Below are 17,491 nucleotides of genomic sequence, written 5' to 3' on the forward strand. Positions count from 1 at the left end.
GCCGTGCAGGTGCCGCCGCCGCCGCCGCCGCCACCGCCACCGCCACCGCCACCGCCACCGCCAGGCAAGGGGAAAGGGCTGCCGCCGGGCGGGTCGATGCAGGTCGCCTTCGTCGGGTCGCATTTGCTGCCGCCGCCGGGGAACAGGCTGGCGGACTGCGCGGCCGGCGCGGGCAGCAGGGCCGCGCAGGCCAGCAGCGCGGCGCCGAAGAGGGAGGGAGAAGGTCGCTGCATGAGGAGCCGATAGCAGAGCGGAAGGGGAGTAGTCACCGCCCCGAGGGCGTGCAGTCGGCCGCTGCGAGCGCGGGCCGGGAGGCGGCGGGGGCTGCGCACAGGCGCCGGATCTCGTCCATCTCTACGCGCGCATCGAAACCACTGGCGGCGCCGCCGGCCTTGAAGGCCTGGTAGACCTCCCGGCCCTTGCCCGCCCAGCGGTCCAGCGGCCGCAGCCGAGCCTCGCGGCGGTCCAGCAGGAAGACGCGGTAGCCGTCGAAGCCGTTGGCGATGCGTTCGCCATGCCAGGCGACGAGGTAGACCGTGGCATCGCCGGGCAGCGTGACGCGGCGGAACTCGGAGAACGCGAACTGCGCGTCCTCGCCATGGCCGACGAGTTCCAGCGAGGCCGGGCGGTCGTCACGGCGGGCGCTGACCGCGCCGACCCGCTGCCAGCCCGACGGCGGCTTGGCCAGATAGATCGTCGTCAGCACGTCGCTGTCACCGCCGCTGCTGAGCGGGTCGCGCACGGTGGCGACGAGGTCGCAAGCGCCGCTGCCGGACAGGTCGATCTCCTGCAGCGACACCTCCACGCCTTCAGCGCCCTTGGCCGCCAGCTGGCGCAGGTGCAGGCGCTCGTCGGCCGGCAGCGGTGGCTTGGTGGCGGCCTTGGCGTACAGCGGCGGCAGGCGCGTGGCCTGGGGCCTGCAGGCCGGCTCCGCTGCTGCGGCCACGGCGTTGCCGCCGAGCAGGGCTGCGGCGAGAAGGAGGGCGGAGTGGCGGGCGATGGGCATGGTCATGCGGTCAGGGAATCGTGAGGGTCTTCATTTCAAGGCCGCCGACGCCGCTGCCGGCGGTGCCGGGCGCGACGGTGGTGACGCCGGTGCCGAAGTCCTCGACACAGCGCAGCGACCGCCACTCGCCTTCGCCGTGGATGTCGCCGAGGAAGCGCTTGACGTAGTTGAAGCTGTCGCCGGCGCCCTTCAGCGTGGCCAGTGGTGCCTGCCAGTTGCCGCCGTTGTGCAGGCGGGCCACGCGCGCGGCGACCTCCTCGTCGTCGGCGGTCGGGTACCGGGCCAGCACACGGGTGAGGTTGTTCTGCATCAGCTTGCGACCCATGACCGTGAAGCGGTCGAAGTCCTGGAAGATGCCCATCAGCAGCGTGTTCATGGTGGCGTCGCTCAGGATGGCCGCAGTGACCATGGCCTGGCGCGCGTCGCCCAGCAGGCTGGTGCCGTTGGAGTTGGTGGGCGGCGAGGTCTTCAGGCGCACGATGTCCTCGTAGCCCCGCTCGCCCAGGCCGGTCTCGGCCGTGAAGAGGGCGCGGCGCGGCGCGGGCAGGTTGTCCCAGGCGGTGCCCGCCGCGGCGTAGGTGGGGGCCGCGGCGATCTGCGTGTTGAACCAGCGCAGCAGGTTGCGCCCGCGCGTGTCGGCGGCGTTCAGGTCGGCCAGCGACGTCGGCCCCATGCCGAGCTGGGTGCGCTCGGCGGCCGTGAAGGTGGCGTAGGCATTGACGAGTTCCGACACCAGCGTCGCACCGATGAACTGCGAGCGCCCGTAGGAGGCCACATAGGACGTGCCGCCACCGGCCGGCGCCCCGTTCGTGCCGACGCAGCGCGTCGCGTTGCAGGAGTAGTAGACGCCCGGACAGCCGTCGGCCGAGCAGTCCTTGTTGATGCGCTTGGGGCGGCCGGTTTCGTTCAGCTCGGCGGCGGCCTCGTAGGTGGAGATGCGCCGCTGCTCCAGCGAGGCGGCGCTACCGGCGCCGCAGGCCAGGATGCGCTGCTTACGCGCGGGGTCGGTGCGCGTCACGTCGATGTCGGTCTGCTCGGCGGCGAAGTGGATGGGCGGCAGCAGCAGCGAGTAGGCCGGGCAGGCGCCGGGGAAGACCGTGGCGCGGTCGGCGGGGATCAGGCTGGCGATCACGCTGGCCGCGCGGTCGTCGTCGAAGTTGGTGATCGTGAAGGCCGGCACGCTGATGCGGTGGTTGCCGTAGTGGTCGGTGAACAGGTCCGGCACACCGGCGCTGCCGCCCGTCCAGGTCTCGCTGGACTTGCTGGCGGTCAGGAAGTCGCCGTCCTTGTCGAACAGCAGGCCGGTGCCGTTGGCAGCGTACTCGTTGCGCTTGCGGCCCAGCGCGGTCGAGGCGTCGCCGCCGGCGCCGACCTGGTCGATGATGAAAGCCCAGCGCCCCTTCGTGAACCCCTGGTTGTCGCCCAGCGCGCGGCCGTTGGCGCCGGTCGTGATGGCGAAGTAGCGGATGCGCGCGGCGCCGTCCGGGTCGATGTAGAGGTCGGGCCGGCCGCCGGCATAGGCGTAGGTGTCCAGCAGATGGGCGCGGGTGACGCCGCGGACGGCGTCGGCGATGCCCTGCGGGTCGGGGCTGAGGAAGCGCCCGGTGCGCGGGTTCAGGAAGCGCGCGCCGTGATAGGCCAGCCCGGTGTCGTCGTCGTGCCGCTGGCCCACGTCGCGCAGCGGTTGTGACGCGGCGGCCAGCGCCTGCCCGTCGCGGGACGCCGACACCACACGGCCGGCCGGGTCGGTGTGCAGCTGCAGCACCGGCGCGCCGCGCCATGTCGCCAGCAGGCCCGCCCAGCCGCCCTGCGGCGCCAGGTCAAGCTGCGCCACCGGGCGCAGGCCGAGGTAGACATAGGCCCGCTGCGCGTGGCCGGCAGCGTCGGCCTGCGCGATGAGGCGGTGCTCCTCGTAGACGCTGACCTCCACGGTCGCGCGGCCATCGCGGCTGCGGCCGTCGTGCCGCCGCCGTAGTAGCTCAGCATGCCCTTCTGAAAGGCGGCCGTGATGCTGGCGATGCTGGCGTTGTTGACCGAGCCGGCGCGCGCCGCCTCGAAGGGGCCATGATCAGTTCACCTTGGCTGTGAAGCCCGCCGGGATGTCGACCGCTCCGGCGGGCAGGGGCTTGTTGCTTTCCAGGGCCACGGCGATGACGCGCACTTCCTGCGCGGCGCCGCCGGTCGACTCGAGGGCCCAGGGCAGGTTGAGCCAGTTCTTCGCGGGGAAGCGGTCCCACACGCAGCTGACGAGGTTGGCCGCGATGGCCGGGCCGCTGGCGACCGAGCAGCTCTCGCCGAGCACCGTCTTCTTGGGCCAGGCCGCCACCTTGTCGTCGCTGTCGATGGCCGTGGGCGTGAAGCTGGCGGCGCCGCGCGTGCCGAGGGCCTGCTTGGTGTCGAAGCGCAGGTCGTACTTGACGTTGTCCAGCCACAGCGTGCCGCTGTTGAGCTCCACCTTGGTGACGGCCGAGCAGTCGGGCGGCGTCTTGGGGACGGGGCCGCCACCGGCCTTGAGTTCGTCCAGCCAGCGTTGCAGGTCGTACAGGCTCAGGCCGTAGCCGGTGGTCTTCTCGGCGGCCTTGCCGTTGTCGTAGAAGCGTTCGATGAACTGCACGTCGATGCCGGCCATCAGCGACTCGTCGGGCTGCATGGGCGGCAGGCCGTAGTGGCCAAGGCGGTGCTCGTTGCACAGGTCCACCAGCCCCTGCACGACGGCACGGCCCATCCCGGGGCCGCCGCCGATGGCGTGCGTGGTCTTCTGCACCTTCAGGTAGGCGGTGCCGGCGTAGGGGTCGGTGACGACGTTGGGGGTGGTGACGGGTGGTGTTTCTGGCGAACCGCCGCCACCGCCGCAATGGGCGAGGGCCAGCGCCAGCGGCAGCAGCAGGAGTCGATGAGAGAACGGGGGGACGAAGAAGGGCATGGTCGACAGGCTGGGTTTCAATTCGGATCGATGCGCGAGCCGGGCCGCAGGCGCAGCCGCTCGGCCTCGCCGGCGGCGAGCTCCAGCGTCGTGCGCGCACCCAGGCAGGCGCTGAAGCGCCAGGGCGCGAGGGCCGGCACGACCTTCAGCACGAGGCCGTCGCGGTCGAGGTAGAGCACGTCGATGGCATAGCGCATGAAGCAGGTGTGCACGCTGGCGCAGGGCTTGATCGCCAGCGCCTCGCCGGGCTTCAGCCTCGGCAGCGCCAGCAGGCCCAGCAGCCGGGCGCGGAAGCTGTCGGCGTGCATGACGTGCAGCGTGGGGGTGGTCATGCCTGCTCCGGGTGGATGGAATGGTGAGGGCAATGTGGTTCACCTTTGGCGGCGCGACGTGGGTTCCAGCCGCGCCATCTCGCGCCGCAACGCGGCGATGTTGTCGCGGATGCGCAAGGCATTGGCCGCATCGGCGTTGCGCAACAACAGGCGCTCTTCCTGCGCAAGCTCCTGCGCGAGGATCTCCCCCCGTTCCTGATCCCGCGCCCGCTGGTCGGCCGCGCTGACCCGGGGCCGGGCAGCCGCAGCTACGGCGACGGGCGCAGGGGCTTCACAGTCGAACGGCGACGGGCCGCCGACGATCCATTCCACGCCGTTGCGCCGGCAATCGGCTTGCGCCGCGCCACCGAGAAAGACGGCGAGCAGCAGCAACGCAAGGGCTGGCCTCATTGGCCGTTCGTGACCGACACGCGGGCCAGCAGGCCCATCTGGTCTTCCACGGTGATGGGCATGTCCTTCATGCAGATGCCGTTGATGAACGTGATGCGAAAGCTGTCGCCGCTGTTCTGCACGACTGCCTTGTCCAGGCGCATGGCGTCCGGCACCGAGTTGGCCAGCTTGTAGGGTGGCGTGCCGCCGTAGACGTGGATCAAGGGACCGGTGCCGACTTCGCAGATGCCGGGGGTGCCCATCGTGACGGCGTCGACGGACAGGTAGAGCTGCTCCGGCGGGCCCGACTCGTTGCCGCCGCCGCCGCAGGCGGACAGGGCAAGCAGAGCGGCGAGGGACAGCATGGCGTGGGCTCGGGTCATGGACATGGTTGCGTGGAAAAGATGGTGATTACTGATAGGCGGGCGACTGCATCTCGACGATGGCGGTGCTCTCGATGGGCATACGGTCGTTCAGGAAATAGAGGCAATGCGGGTGGGCCAGCTTGTAGGCGGACTGCAGCACGGACACGTCACCCCACGCCTCGACGGCGCTGGAGCCCGAGCACATGACGCGCTTGATGATCCCTGCCATCAGCGGCACCTTGAGCTCGTAGCCGTAGACGACACGGATCTTGAGCAGGTTGGCGTCGCGCAGGTTCTGCTGCGACTGCGCGCCGACAGCGGTGGTGCGCCACTCGAGGTTGTCGTTGGGGATGTAGGTGGCCTTGACCTTGGGGTCCTTGACGCCGAAGTCCGCAAAGCTTTGCGGCGACGGGTTCAGGCGCGTCAGCTCGGCGCGCCTGTACGGGATCAAGTCATTGGCCTTGACGGAGACCAGCGCGAGCGCAAGGCGCTTGCTGTCATTGGTCTCGAAGTTGTTCTGGTGGAAAGGGATGAGGCCGCGGTTGAGCGCCGCGCGCATCGTTGCGACATCGGCGTTGTGCGTCGCGCCGACGCGGGCGGCCATGAAGGTGGCGTGGTTCAGCGTCAGCTTGGCCATGTAGACAAAGCCCGCCTGGATCAGCCCGAGCACCAGCAGCGCGGCCAGCGGGAAGACGATGACGAACTCCATCAAAGTGGCGCCGCGCTGGCGCCGTGCGTTGGGCTTCATGGCTTGGCACCTACTAGAAAGGGGACATGGGCGGTGGGCTGGCGGCGTCCACCCAGCAGCAGCGCGGCCAGCAACGCGACCGGCGCTACCGGTTGCAGACCGCGCCAGCGCACGAAGGGCGTCAAGCCCTGGCGGGTCGGCAGCAGTTCCACTTCGCGAGCGTGGCTCGTGTGGCCCTGCGGATCGACCAACTGCGCTGCCCGGCCCTCGGTGATGCTCAGCAGCCATTTGCCGGACTCCATCGCCCGCAGTCTCGCCAGGCCCAGCGCCTGACGCGCCGAGCGTGGGTCGCTGGACCAGTGGTCGCTGGCCAGGTGAAGCAGGCTCTCGGCTGTGGACGCCCGCTGGTCGGCAAAGGCCACCTCATGACACAGCAGCACGCCCAGCGTCGCGCCCTCCGTCACCAAGGGCTCGCCCAGCTCAGGGGGCCCGGCGCGGCGCGCGACGCGGCGCGTGTGGTTGAGCCAGCGGTCCGACAGCGGGGTCAGCAGCCCGGGCCAGGGCAGTTGCTCACCCACCGGGGCCAGCCGCTGTTTGGCGTAGATGCCGGCGGCCATCTCCCCGCCCGGCTGCGGCGTCAGCAGCAGCGCAACGTTCATCAGCGCCTGAGTGGACGCGGCGTCGGGATGCGGCAGCGCCGTACCGAGCAGCAGGCGCTGCTGGCGCGCTTCAAGAGCGGCGAGCAGGTCGCCCCAGACGCCTTCAGCGGTGGGCGGCGGGGGCTCCGGCAGGAAGACCTCGGGCGTGATGACCACGCTGCCGGCAGGAGCCCGGCGGATCGCGCGATGGATGGCGGCGAGCGCTTCGTCCCGCGCCTGCAGCGTCCAGTCGAACGGCCCGGCGGGCAAGGGGGGCGTTGAGACGATGGCGATGCTCAGGCCTTCGCCGGCCGGGGCGGTCCAAGACCAGGGCGAAGGGCAGACGAGGGCCAGCGCGAGCGCCGCCGCACCGGCTAGCCGTCGTGGCGCGGCCGCATGGGGCAGCGTGAATGCCAGCAGCAGCGCCCACAGCAGTGCCTCGAACAAGGCTGGGCCCAACAGCGGCAACCAGGTACTCAGGCCGGGCAGCGTGAGCAGCGGCAGGCTCAGGCTGCCGTAGCCACCGCCCCACCAGCAGAAGTCACGCGCCGCCATCCAGACCCACCAGGCCAGCGGCAGCGCCAGGGCTTGCGTGCTGCGGCCTGCCAACAGGCGGTGTGCACCCCAGGTAAGTACCAGCAAGCTACCGAGCGACAGAGTCCAGAGCAGCAGGAAAAGCAGCGCCGTTGCGGCCAGGCGATCCGGACCGGCCAGTTCGGGGGCCAGCACGGCCGTGATCCAGCCCATGCCGCCGGCCTGCCAGACGATCAGCGTCAGCGCAAACGATGCCCAGCGGCGCCGGCCCGCCAGGCGCTGGAAGTTCCATGCCGCCACAGAGGCACCCAGCAAAAGCAGCAAAGCGGTCGCCAGCGATGGGCCGGCGAGGTACGCGACCGCCATGAGCGCGCCGGCGACCAAGCCAGCCGCCAGGCCATCATGTCGCCGCCCATCGGCACCGATGCGCCAGCGCTCCCTGTGCCGCTCGCGGCGTGCATGGCTGTCGACTGTGTACTCCGAACCGCCCACTTATTCCCTGCTCCGATCGACTGACCCACAGCCGGCGCGCGAGTCTCGAGGCGTGCCCTCAGACCGGTCAATTGGAGATTTAGGGGGCATCCCATGAATAGCGGCAATGTTACTTTCTGACACGATGACGTTGGGAGTTAGGGGGATGTTCACAGAAAGATGCGCGGATATCGTTGCGTCCAGCAGGGGGTGTTTGGAATAACTCCGGCTCCTTGCCTTCATTTACCCGCAGTGTTCAGGAGATATTTCATGCGTATGACAGTGCTGACGTCCCGCCGCAATAAAAACCGTGGCCAGGGCATGACCGAGTACATCATCATCGTGGCGCTGATTGCCGTGGCCGCCATCGGTGTGTACAACCTGTTCGGGTCGACCGTACGCAACCAGACGGCCAGCATGGCGGCGGCACTGGGCGGCGACAGCGGTGCGGCTGGAGACGCCAACAAGGCAGCGACAAAAAATGGTAAGGCTGCTGCCGACGAGGCGGTCAAAGTCAAAGGCTTGGAAAACTTCAGCGACGCCGCCGCTGTCAAGCCCACGAAGTAAAGGTCTGGTTACCGCGCCCCTCGCGCCGGTTCAAAGGAGTCTGCAATGCATTCGCGTGTTATCAGAAAACAAGCCGGGCAAGGGATGACGGAATACATCATCATCGTGGCCCTGATCGCGATTGCCGCGATTGGGGTCTACAACCTGTATGGGCGCACGGCACGCCACCAAACAGCCGCCATGGCAGCATCACTGGGCGGAGATGCCGTTGACGCGCAATCCGCCAATAAGTCTGGCAAGACTGCCGGCGGTATGGCAGCCAAAGAAGCCGAAGCCAAAATCGGCCTTGAAAACTTCAGCGAGGCCGCTGCGACGAAATGAATTTGCCCAGAATATTTGTTTTAACCATCGGCTTATTGGTTGCCGGCCTTCAGGTGTTACCAGCAATCGCTGCAACGAATTATCAGGATCACCCGTTATTGAGCCGGATGGCGGGTTTTGAATTGCGCAGCAAAGATGTAAAAGACTTTGATGCTGTTAGTTTCGAAGCACGGGACGTCAGCGAAGAATCTGATAATCCCTATCGCGGCCCGACCTCGTTTGAGGGGCGCGTAACGAAAATGGACTATGCCCAAGAGCCGTCCAAAAGTTCAGAACTGGAAATCTATAGAAATTTCCAAACAGCGCTTGGAAAGCTCGGTGCCAAGCAATTGCATATTCCGTCTACGAACCGCAGCATTCGTCGGTACATACACGTATTTCAGGTTCCCAAACCCGGTGGTTCGCCAGTCACCGTTCTGCTACGCATCCCCTACGACGGTGGCTACACGTTGACGATCATCGAGCCACAGGCCATGGTGCAGTCCGTCAAGGCCGGCGAGCTGGCCAAGGAAATCGCAGCGGACGGCTGGGCCACGCTGTACATCAACTTCGATACCAACAAGTCCGAGTTGAAAGACGACGGCCAGGCCGCAGTGAAGGAAATCTCCGCGCTGCTGAAGCAGCAACCTGCGCTGCGGCTGTCCATCGAGGGCCATACCGACAACGTCGGCGACGCCGCCGCCAACCGCAAGCTGTCCCAGGCGCGCGCCGAGGCCGTGCTCGCTGCCGTCAAGGCGCAGGGTGTGGACGCCAAACGTCTGTCGGCCAAAGGCCAGGGCCCGGACATCCCGATCGCCGACAACCGCAAGGAAGATGGCCGCGCCAAGAACCGGCGCGTGGAACTCGTCAAGCTGCCCTGACCCCAACTGAAACCAGACGCGCCCGCCCAGCCATGAAAATCAACGCATCCGTTCGCTCCAGCATTCGGGGTCAGGCCGCAATTTGGTTGCTGGGAACCTTGGCTGCCAGTGCGGCGGTGATGTATGCCGTATTCAATACTGGGCAGGTAATCGTGGGCAAGCAGCGCGCCGTCAATACGGCGGATGCAGCCGCGCTTGCCGGCGCACAGGCCGAGGCGCGGCTGCTGAATCTGATGGCCTACGGTAATCGCGGCATCATCGCGAACGAAGTCCTGCTGGCCCAGATGTTGTCTTTGGAAAGCTGGACGCAATACGTCGGCCGCACGGCAGGGAATATCAAGACCGTACTGGACGTACTCAGCCTGATTCCACCGCTGACCGCCTTCGCGCAGACAGTCTCAAGAGTCATGGGACAGGCGCAGAATATTTCGGACAAGGGGCATGACGCACTTAAAAAGGTCATCGACGTCCTGATCCCTGCTCTGGAGGTTGCAAAGGGTGGCCTCAAAGGCGCTGAAGCGGCAATCAACAAGTTGGGTGGCGTCATTGCCGGCGATGCGGCAAAAAATATCGTCGCCGCTAACCGCACAAATTTCAACGGCCGTTGGGATTCTGGCGTGGCGTTGGCTAATACGGGCGCCGTTCATACGCTGACTCTGGCACAGAACAATCTTGACTGGATTGCATTCACCAAGCTGTACGACGGCAAGAACCGGGGCGACGCGCAATACATTCTCGAAAATTCCATCGACAACTTTACCCGTTATCGCCCCGGCCAGAGCTGGTTGAACGTTTCGCTCGACCTGCTTGGCGTCGGCATGGAAAAAAGCGGAGGCTCACGGCTTACGGGCGTTGATAAAGGTCTAGATCGCTGGGAATCACAAGATACTCTTGAGCAGTGGACGGCACCCCCGCTGGGCGTTTTTTGCAAAGGTAATTGCAAAACATATATTCCAATCGGCTGGGGGCGAAGCAACGCTGATGAAAAAGGGAAACTTGGCAGTGTCTGGTCCCCTAATCGAATTGCGCAGAAGTCTGCCTATAGCGGTGGCGGCAAACATGACGGCTGGTCCGGCGTGCCGGCGCTCTACGACATCAAGGAGAAATCCATCGATAAGCGCGAGAATCTCGGGATAGATTTCATCGTTGCAGTTTCCCGCGACGGTGCCAACGACTTCACGACGACTTCTGTCCCGATGGGCAGCCCACTGGCGACGTCTGTCGCAGGCTCGCCGGATATGCCGTTGAAGCAGCGGGCGGCTCAGAACACGGCGTTTTCGAAGGCGAGAGTATTTTTTGAACGTCCACGCCGAGGGCTTACTAACGATTTCACTGCTTCTGGCCTTTGGCGGCCCGACAGTGCCAAGGAGTATGGCTCGCTCTACAGCCCCTATTGGCAAGCGCGACTGCGTGACCTGACAACTGGTGAGAAAACCGTGCTGCTCGGCGCGATGGGGCTCACGCCGGATTACGTTCTCGTCACGCCTGGAGGCCAGTAATGAGGCTGGGCATATTTAGCCTGGTGCTGCTGTGGCCGCTCGTGGCCTGCAACGGAGCGTCGGATGCCACTGCGGCGGCTCCGGCCCCCTCCAAGGCTGCGGTGGTGCGGCCGGGAGAGACGCTGCGCATTGTCCGCCGCGTGCACCCCGACCCGGCCTGGATGCGCGAGCACCTGGAGGGCCGTCTCGACATGTGCATGGCCATGTTGCGGGCCAACGGGCAGGAGGGCGCGCCCCGCCCGCCGCTGCCAAGCGCAGCAGAAATTGCGAGCTGGGTGACCGTTGAGCAAGAAGAGATCTACGCGGGTGAGCAGGCGGCGAATTTTTCGACCTTGGCGCTCGTCTGGCCCGATCAAACGAAAGGCTGTCGCCTGATGCTTTTCAAGCAGTTGTCCGCAAAAACCGAGACGCTTTGCGGGGCAAGCTACGCCGGCTCGGCCCGAGCGGGAACCCCAGGCGAGCAGGGAACGACCAGCGATGCAAAGGCCCCGAACTTCAGTGGGGAGCAACTGGAGGGCGGACCGGAGGGCGCCAAGCAATGTCGGACGGACGCATCGAAGAAGCGCGACACGAGCGACCTTGCTCAGGGCGTCACGCGTGGCGGCCATCGCTGCTATTGGGTGGGCATGGACGGCACGCCTGGCACTGGGCCGGTGGAGCCGCGAGAGCGAGGCGTTCATGCCTGTGTTCATCCACGCTACTTCGACGGCACGCTGCCACAGGGCAAGGACGGGCTGACGCTGCGTTCGGTGCGCGTTTTCGGCCCGGGCGAGAAAGTCAACGACCACTTGAAGTTCGGCATGCCGGAAAGCGATGCCATGCGAATGGAGGCCGAGGTCGTCGAGGACGGCCAGGCCATCGCGCCGTCGCGATTCAGCCATGAGGCGGTGGAGGCCTACGTCAGACAGCCCCTGGTCGTGCCGGCGCAAGGAGACAACCATGCGAACAAGTAGGCCTGTTCAACGCGGTCAGGCAATGACCGAATTCATCATTGCGCTAGCGGTGCTGGTGCCCATGTACCTGGCCGTGAGCTACCTGGGTCGCTACGGCGATCTGCAGCAACGCGCTCAGCAGGCCAGCCGCTATGCCGCGTTCCAGCGTGTAGCGCAGCCAGACGCCAAGCAACTCAACGACAACACCATCGCAGATCAGATGCGCGCCCGCTTCTTCCTGACCTACGACGCGCTGGACAAGGGCGGCCGGTTGCGCAGTGACGACAGCGCCGCCAAGTTCAAGGACGACAAGAACCAGCCCGCGCTGTGGCGCGATCTTGCCGGCAAGGCGCTGCTCAAGGACCCATCGCAGGTGACGCTGCAATGGGCTGATGCTGGCGTCGGCGCTGCCAATGGGGCAGTCGACAAGGTGGCTACGTTGGTGGGCAAGCCACTGCCGCCGGGCCGCGCGGCCATGATTGAGCTGAACCTGTTCAACCGGATGGATCTGGCCAGCGCCAAGCCCGGCAACATCAAGATGGGTGCGACCACGGCCGCGCTGGGCAATGGGCTGGGAAGTGCGGGTTCGCAGGACACCGTGAACACGGTCAACAACGTCAACCTGGGCAGCGTCATTCCGTCAGCAGTGACGAGCGTGGTCGGCCTGGTCATCGGCCTGTTCGAGAAGGACTCCCCCGACTTCGGCTGCATCAAGCCCGACGTAGTCGCGGCCGGAGATTCCAAGACGACCCGGCTCGACGGTGCGCCCAACAACGGCACCTGCCTGCATTGAGGAGTGTGACGTGGGCCATGCGACAAGGGCGGCGGGGACCGCCTTGGGGATGTGCTTGCTCGCAGGTTCCAGCGCGGCGTGGGCCGACGACTGGCTGTCGCTGAGCCTGCCCCCGCGTACCGACGCCAGCTGGGTGATGCGCGACGCGCGCGTCAATGGCCTGCCCATGCAGGTGCAGGAGTTGAATTCAGAGCTACCGGTCGACGAACTGCTGGCCTTCTTCAAGCGCGACTGGCGCCGCTTCGGTGCCAGCGTTGCCCCGCTGGAGGCGGAGCAGGGTGCGTGGCGCAAGCTCACGTTGCAGCGCGAGCCGGTGCAGTTGGTCGTGCAGGTCCAGCGCAGCGGCCGCGGCGGCAGCCGCGCGCTGCTGAGCCAGATGAACTACCGCGACGTGCAGCGCGACTACATCCCGCGCAGCCTGCCCCAGCTGGCGCCGCTGCAGGTGACCCAGGTGTCGGACACCCGCGACGGCCCCAGGCGCAGCCAGCTTGTGCAGCTCGGCGGCGAGGCGAGCTTCGAGATCATCCAGCAGCGCCTGCGCCAGCACTGGAGCCGTGCCGGCTGGCGGCCAATCTTCGACCGCGCCACGCCCGGGCAGCGCCAATGGCTGGCGAGCTTCGAGAAGGACTTGAGCAGCGTCGACATCGTGCTCACCCAAGCCAGCAGCAACGAGCCACTGGCGCTGACCCTCAACCTGTTGGAGACCCAGCCATGAAAGCCCCGCGACAGCGCGGCCAGGCCGCCATCGAATACCTCGTCGTGGCAGCCGGCCTCGTGATGGCCCTGTTCGTCGTCGAGTTTGGCGGCCGCACCGGCGCCCAACACCTGGCCGATGCCGTGCGTCTCTTCTTCCAAAACCTGACCTACTTCCTGTCCCTGCCGTGAACCTTCCCCGCATCAACCAGAACTGGCTGCTCCTCCTGGTGGCTCTGCTGCTGGGCGGTGGCGCCGCCTTTCTCGGCAACCGCATGGTCCAGCGCCACATGCAGGCCCTGGACGAGGAGGCCAAGCGCGCCAACCAGCCCATCCCCGTCGTCGTCGCCAAGCGCGACCTGCTGCCGGGCGACCCGCTGACCGGCGAGAACTTCGCCGTGCGCCAAGTGCCACGCGAATTCGTCAACGCCGACGCGCTGACGCCCGACGTGTTCGGCCAGTTGGAGCACCAGCGTCTGGCTATTGGCATGAAGCGCGGCGACATGCTGCTGCCCGCGCATGCCGAGGGCCAGGGCGCCACCGTGTTCTCGGCGACGCTGAAGAACGGCCGCCGCGCGATGACCTTCGAGGTGGACACCGTCAACAGCGTGTCGGGCATGCTGCGCCCCGGCGACCGCATCGATCTGATGCTGAGCCAGCGCAGCAGCGGCGGCACGCAGGAGGAAGTGACGCGCACGCTGCTGTCCAACATGGTGGTGCTGGCCACCGACCAAAATCTCAAGCGCCGCGACGAGCAGACCGGCCAGGAACGCAGCTTCAGCACCGTGACGCTGGACCTGTCGCCCAAGGACGCGCAGCGCCTCATCGTCGCCAAGCAGGCCGGCCGGCTGACGGCGCTGCTGCGCCACCCGGACGACCAGGACCCCAACCCGACGCGGGCGATGACGGCAGCGGCGCTGTTCGGCGGCGCGCAGCGCGGCACCGGCGCGGGCGAGCCGCTGCAAGTGGAGTACATCGTCGGCGGCGGTGGCGGCGGCGGCGGCCCGGCGGCTGTGCAGAAGCAGGTGCTGGAGGCGCTGGGCCAGGTGCTGCAGCCAGGTGCCGCCGGCGCGCAGGCGCTCGCGCCGCAGCAGGCGCCGCAGCCTGCGGTGAGGCCGGCCCCGCAGCCCGTCCAACCGGCCCGGCCACTGTCGCCCGGCGCGCTGCCCAACAAGAGCGCGGCCCAGCCTTGAATCCCGTTGCCTCCCGCTTCCCCTTGCTTCCCCCGGTTTCCCCCGGCGATCCCCACCCTGGAGTGTTTTGTGCGTCCCAGTGATCTCTGTCGACCGTTGTTCGGTGTCCTTGCGCTCGCAGCGGCGCTGGCTGCGCAGGCGCAGCAGGCCCAGCCGCCCGCACCGCCCGTGCAGCAGGGCGCGCCCGCACCACGCGGTGGCACCGTGCAGGAGGTCGCCCCCGCGTCGGGCGCCGCCGTGGCCGCGCCGCGCGCTGCGGCCCCGGCGGTGCGCGTCGAGCCCGGCATGCCGCAGACCATCGCCATCGGCGACGTGACGACCATGCGCTATCCCGGCGTCGCCCGCATCGCGCTGGGCAACGGCTCGCTGCTGCGCGCCACCGTGGTGGACGACCGCGAGATCGTGCTGATCGGCGAGGCCACGGGCAACACGACGATGCACGTCTGGCTGCGCAACGGCCGCCAGTTCAGGCATCCCGTTGACGTGGTGCCGGCGCGGCCAGGCCAGGTCGCCGCCGAACTGCAGGCCATGATCAACGAGTTTCCCGGCCTGAAGGCGCGCCAGATCGGCGACCGCATCGTGCTGGAGGGCCGCCACCAGGATCGCGAGAGCGCCCTCAAGCTGCAGCGGTTGGCCGCCAGCTTCCCGCAGATCCTCAGCCTGGTGCCCGACCAGCCGCAGGACGCCGACCCGCTGCAGCTGGAGCGCATGATCCAGTTCGACCTGCGCGTCATCGAGGTCAAGCGCTCGGCCATCGAGCAGCTCGGCATCAAGTGGGCAAGCAACGCCAACGGCCCGGCCTTCGCCAGCAACTCCCTCATCTACGGCAATACGCCGTGGCGCCCGCCCAGCACAAACGGCTACCCGGCCGTCAACACCGCCAATCCAATCCGCAGCTACCTGGGCCTGGCGACGACGATCACATCGGCGCTGCAGTTCCTGGAGGAGCGCGGCGACGCGTGGACGCTGGCGGAGCCGCGCCTGAGCTGCCGCAGCGGCGGCTCGGCCACCTTCCTGGCGGGCGGCGAGATCCCCATCCCGGTGGCACAGGGCAATGGCGCCGTCGGCGTCGAGTACAAGGAATACGGCGTGCGGCTGGAGTTCAAGCCGGTGGCAGACCCCGACGAGAACGTCGACAGCACGCTGATGGTCGAGGTCAGCCAGCCCGACACGCGCAACAGCAACGGCGGCTTCATCGCCTTCACCACCAACCGCAGCCAGACCCAGGTGCGCCTGAAGGCCGGCGAGCCGCTGGTCATCGCCGGGCTGTTGCGCACGCGCGCGGAACGCAGCGACAGCACGGTACCGGGCCTCAGCCGCCTGCCATTGATCGGCGCGCTGTTCGGCGCCAAGGAGATGACGACCGAGAAGACCGAGCTGTTCGTCATCGCCACACCGCGCGTGCTGCAGCCGGGCGCGGTGGAGCCCGACGTCGGCACGGCCGCGGCCCAGGCGCAGCAACAGTCGCAGCGCGTCGAGCGCGAGCTGAAGACGCCGCAGTGGCGCCACGGCCTGCCCACCGCGCCGCCGCCGCCCGCCGAGGCGGCCAACCCGGAGCTTCGCTGATGCTGCACGTTCGCTTGGAAGCCCAGGGCAACGGCCGCGAACTGGCGCTGGCCGGCCCGCGCTGCATGATCGGCAAGGACGCCGGCTGCGACATCGTCATCCCCGGCTGGAAGGTCAGCCGCCGCCACGCGGAGCTGTTCGTCGCCAGCGACCGCGTCTACATCCGCGACCTGGACTCGACCTTCGGCACCTTCGTCAACGATGAGAAGGTCAGCGGCGCGACGGTCGTCGAGGCCAACGACCGCGTGCGTATCGGCATCCACGGCCTGGCCGTCAGTTGGGCCGGCGCGGGTGAGGGGGAGAACGCGGCCCACGCCGCGCCTGCTGCGGCCGCACCAGCGCCTGCCGCGCCGGCGCCGGCATCGCCCAAGGCCGCCGAGCCCGCAGCCGCGCCCGCCGACGCGACCTACCGCTACCGCCGCCTGCTGCATGAGCGCCTGCTCGAGGCCTTCGATGTCCGCCGCACCGACACCCACCGCATGGCCGACGACGAGCTGCGCGAGCTGACGGAACGGTTGATCGGCGAGCTGATGACCAAGCTCGGCGACGAGCTGCCCGACCACCTGGACCGCCGCGTGCTGCTGGAGCAGGTGCGCGACGAGGCCATTGGGCTGGGCCCGCTGGAGCCGCTGCTGGCCGACCCCAGCATTACCGAAATCATGGTCAACCGCTGCGACGAGGTGTTCGTCGAGCGCGCCGGCCAACTGCAGCGCTGGCCCGTCAACTTCACCAGCGACCGCGCGGTGCAGGGCATCATCGAGCGCATCGTCGCGCCCATCGGCCGGCGCATCGACGAGAGCTCGCCGATGGTGGACGCACGCCTCAAAGACGGCTCGCGCGTCAATGCCGTCATCCCGCCGCTGGCGCTGAAGGGCCCGTCCATCACGATCCGAAAGTTCAGCAAGCGCAAGCTCGATTCCGGCGACCTGCTGAAGTTCGCCTCGGCCAGCCCGGCCATGATCGAATTTCTGCGCATCTGCGTCGTGCACCAGAAGAACATGCTGATCTCCGGCGGCACCGGCTCGGGCAAGACGACGCTGCTGAACATCCTCAGCAACTTCATCCCGCACGAGGAGCGCATCGTCACCATCGAGGACGCGGCCGAGCTGCAGCTGCACCACAGCAACGTCGTGTCGCTGGAAGCGCGGCCCGCCAACGTCGAGGGCAAGGGCGCCGTGCCGATCCGCGAACTGGTGAAGAACTCGCTGCGCATGCGGCCGGACCGCATCGTCGTGGGTGAATGCCGCGGTGGCGAGGCGCTGGACATGCTGCAGGCCATGAACACCGGCCACGACGGCTCACTCACCACCGCCCACGCCAACAGCCCGCGCGACATGCTGGCCCGGCTGGAGGTGATGGTGCTCATGGCCGGCATGGACCTGCCGGTCACGGCCATCCGCGAGCAGATCGCCTCGGCGGTCGACATCGTCGTGCAGCAGACCCGCTTTGCCTGCGGCACGCGCAAGGTCACGTCCATCACCGAGATCACTGGCGTCGAGAGCGGCAAGATCCAGCTGCAGGAGGTGTTCGCTTTTGTGCAGACCGGCCGCGACGCTAACAACAAGACGGTCGGCAACTTCGTCGGCCGCGGCGCCGTGCCCGAGTTCTACGAGGAGCTCGCCGCCGTCGGCGTGCCACTGAAGATGGACATCTTTGACGACGTGCTGGCGTCGGGAACGCGCGTATGAGCGCCGCGCCGGGCCGCCCCAAGCAAGCTCATTCCCGCTCGGCGGAACAGCGC

19 protein-coding genes and 1 pseudogene are annotated in these 17,491 nt (G+C 67.7%); 11 read left to right on the forward strand and 9 right to left on the reverse strand.

What is annotated here, in order from left to right; translation table 11 throughout:
* The 9 genes and pseudogenes from ABIS05_RS00125 to ABIS05_RS00165 all read right to left on the reverse strand — a co-directional run.
* Window positions 1-233 (reverse strand): annotated as a pseudogene (locus tag ABIS05_RS00125) (hypothetical protein); the annotation flags it as partial.
* A 32-nt stretch (window positions 234-265) separates the two neighbouring features.
* Window positions 266-1,012: a hypothetical protein gene (locus tag ABIS05_RS00130; protein WP_348012244.1), complete on the reverse strand. Its 747-nt coding sequence runs from the start codon at window positions 1,010-1,012 to the stop codon at window positions 266-268.
* A 4-nt stretch (window positions 1,013-1,016) separates the two neighbouring features.
* On the reverse strand, window positions 1,017-2,936 hold the full coding sequence (locus ABIS05_RS00135; protein WP_348012245.1) for an RHS repeat-associated core domain-containing protein: 1,920 nt from the start codon (window positions 2,934-2,936) through the stop codon (window positions 1,017-1,019).
* Window positions 2,937-3,074: 138 nt separating this feature from the next.
* Window positions 3,075-3,929 (reverse strand): hypothetical protein, encoded by an 855-nt coding sequence (locus tag ABIS05_RS00140; protein WP_348012246.1) that lies wholly within the window; start codon window positions 3,927-3,929, stop codon window positions 3,075-3,077.
* Between the two features lie 17 nt (window positions 3,930-3,946).
* Window positions 3,947-4,261, reverse strand: coding sequence for a DUF192 domain-containing protein (locus ABIS05_RS00145; RefSeq protein ID WP_348012247.1), 315 nt, complete (start codon window positions 4,259-4,261; stop codon window positions 3,947-3,949).
* Between the two features lie 39 nt (window positions 4,262-4,300).
* Complete coding sequence (locus tag ABIS05_RS00150; RefSeq protein ID WP_348012248.1) at window positions 4,301-4,633, reverse strand: hypothetical protein; 333 nt, start codon at window positions 4,631-4,633, stop codon at window positions 4,301-4,303.
* Window positions 4,634-4,647: 14 nt separating this feature from the next.
* Complete coding sequence (locus ABIS05_RS00155; RefSeq protein ID WP_348012249.1) at window positions 4,648-5,019, reverse strand: hypothetical protein; 372 nt, start codon at window positions 5,017-5,019, stop codon at window positions 4,648-4,650.
* A 22-nt stretch (window positions 5,020-5,041) separates the two neighbouring features.
* A complete protein-coding gene (locus ABIS05_RS00160; RefSeq protein WP_348012250.1) occupies window positions 5,042-5,743 on the reverse strand; it encodes a TadE family protein in 702 nt (233 codons plus the stop codon).
* A complete protein-coding gene (locus ABIS05_RS00165; RefSeq protein WP_348012251.1) occupies window positions 5,740-7,221 on the reverse strand; it encodes a nitrilase-related carbon-nitrogen hydrolase in 1,482 nt (493 codons plus the stop codon). The genes ABIS05_RS00160 and ABIS05_RS00165 overlap by 4 nt, the downstream gene beginning before the upstream one ends.
* A 381-nt stretch (window positions 7,222-7,602) precedes the next feature.
* Between ABIS05_RS00165 and ABIS05_RS00170 the strand changes: the two genes are divergently transcribed.
* The 11 genes from ABIS05_RS00170 to ABIS05_RS00220 all read left to right on the forward strand — a co-directional run bounded on the left by ABIS05_RS00170 (window position 7,603) and on the right by ABIS05_RS00220 (window position 17,438).
* Complete coding sequence (locus ABIS05_RS00170) at window positions 7,603-7,893, forward strand: Flp family type IVb pilin (RefSeq protein ID WP_407074872.1); 291 nt, start codon at window positions 7,603-7,605, stop codon at window positions 7,891-7,893.
* 45 nt (window positions 7,894-7,938) lie between these two features.
* On the forward strand, window positions 7,939-8,214 hold the full coding sequence (locus tag ABIS05_RS00175; protein WP_348012253.1) for a pilus assembly protein: 276 nt from the start codon (window positions 7,939-7,941) through the stop codon (window positions 8,212-8,214).
* A complete protein-coding gene (locus tag ABIS05_RS00180; protein WP_348012254.1) occupies window positions 8,211-9,074 on the forward strand; it encodes an OmpA family protein in 864 nt (287 codons plus the stop codon). The genes ABIS05_RS00175 and ABIS05_RS00180 overlap by 4 nt, the downstream gene beginning before the upstream one ends.
* 32 nt (window positions 9,075-9,106) lie before the next feature.
* Entirely contained in the window at window positions 9,107-10,573 is a 1,467-nt protein-coding gene (locus ABIS05_RS00185; protein WP_348012255.1) for a pilus assembly protein TadG-related protein, read from the forward strand.
* A complete protein-coding gene (locus ABIS05_RS00190) occupies window positions 10,573-11,526 on the forward strand; it encodes a hypothetical protein (RefSeq protein WP_348012256.1) in 954 nt (317 codons plus the stop codon). The genes ABIS05_RS00185 and ABIS05_RS00190 overlap by 1 nt, the downstream gene beginning before the upstream one ends.
* Window positions 11,527-11,548: 22 nt before the next feature.
* A complete protein-coding gene (locus tag ABIS05_RS00195; RefSeq protein WP_348012257.1) occupies window positions 11,549-12,298 on the forward strand; it encodes a hypothetical protein in 750 nt (249 codons plus the stop codon).
* 55 nt (window positions 12,299-12,353) lie between these two features.
* Window positions 12,354-13,013 carry a hypothetical protein gene (locus ABIS05_RS00200; protein ID WP_348012258.1) on the forward strand — a complete coding sequence of 220 codons (660 nt, stop codon included), beginning with the start codon at window positions 12,354-12,356 and terminating at the stop codon, window positions 13,011-13,013.
* A complete protein-coding gene (locus ABIS05_RS00205; protein WP_348012259.1) occupies window positions 13,010-13,183 on the forward strand; it encodes a hypothetical protein in 174 nt (57 codons plus the stop codon). The genes ABIS05_RS00200 and ABIS05_RS00205 overlap by 4 nt, the downstream gene beginning before the upstream one ends.
* On the forward strand, window positions 13,180-14,184 hold the full coding sequence (cpaB, locus tag ABIS05_RS00210) for a Flp pilus assembly protein CpaB (protein ID WP_348012260.1): 1,005 nt from the start codon (window positions 13,180-13,182) through the stop codon (window positions 14,182-14,184). The genes ABIS05_RS00205 and cpaB overlap by 4 nt, the downstream gene beginning before the upstream one ends.
* A 96-nt stretch (window positions 14,185-14,280) precedes the next feature.
* A complete protein-coding gene (locus tag ABIS05_RS00215; protein WP_348012261.1) occupies window positions 14,281-15,750 on the forward strand; it encodes a pilus assembly protein N-terminal domain-containing protein in 1,470 nt (489 codons plus the stop codon).
* Window positions 15,750-17,438, forward strand: coding sequence for an ATPase, T2SS/T4P/T4SS family (locus ABIS05_RS00220; protein ID WP_348012262.1), 1,689 nt, complete (start codon window positions 15,750-15,752; stop codon window positions 17,436-17,438). The genes ABIS05_RS00215 and ABIS05_RS00220 overlap by 1 nt, the downstream gene beginning before the upstream one ends.
* The last annotated feature ends 53 nt before the right edge of the window (window positions 17,439-17,491 follow it).

Origin of the sequence: Roseateles sp. (assembly GCF_039929605.1) — a bacterium.
In the GTDB taxonomy this organism is placed as follows: Bacteria; Pseudomonadota; Gammaproteobacteria; order Burkholderiales; family Burkholderiaceae_C; genus Pelomonas.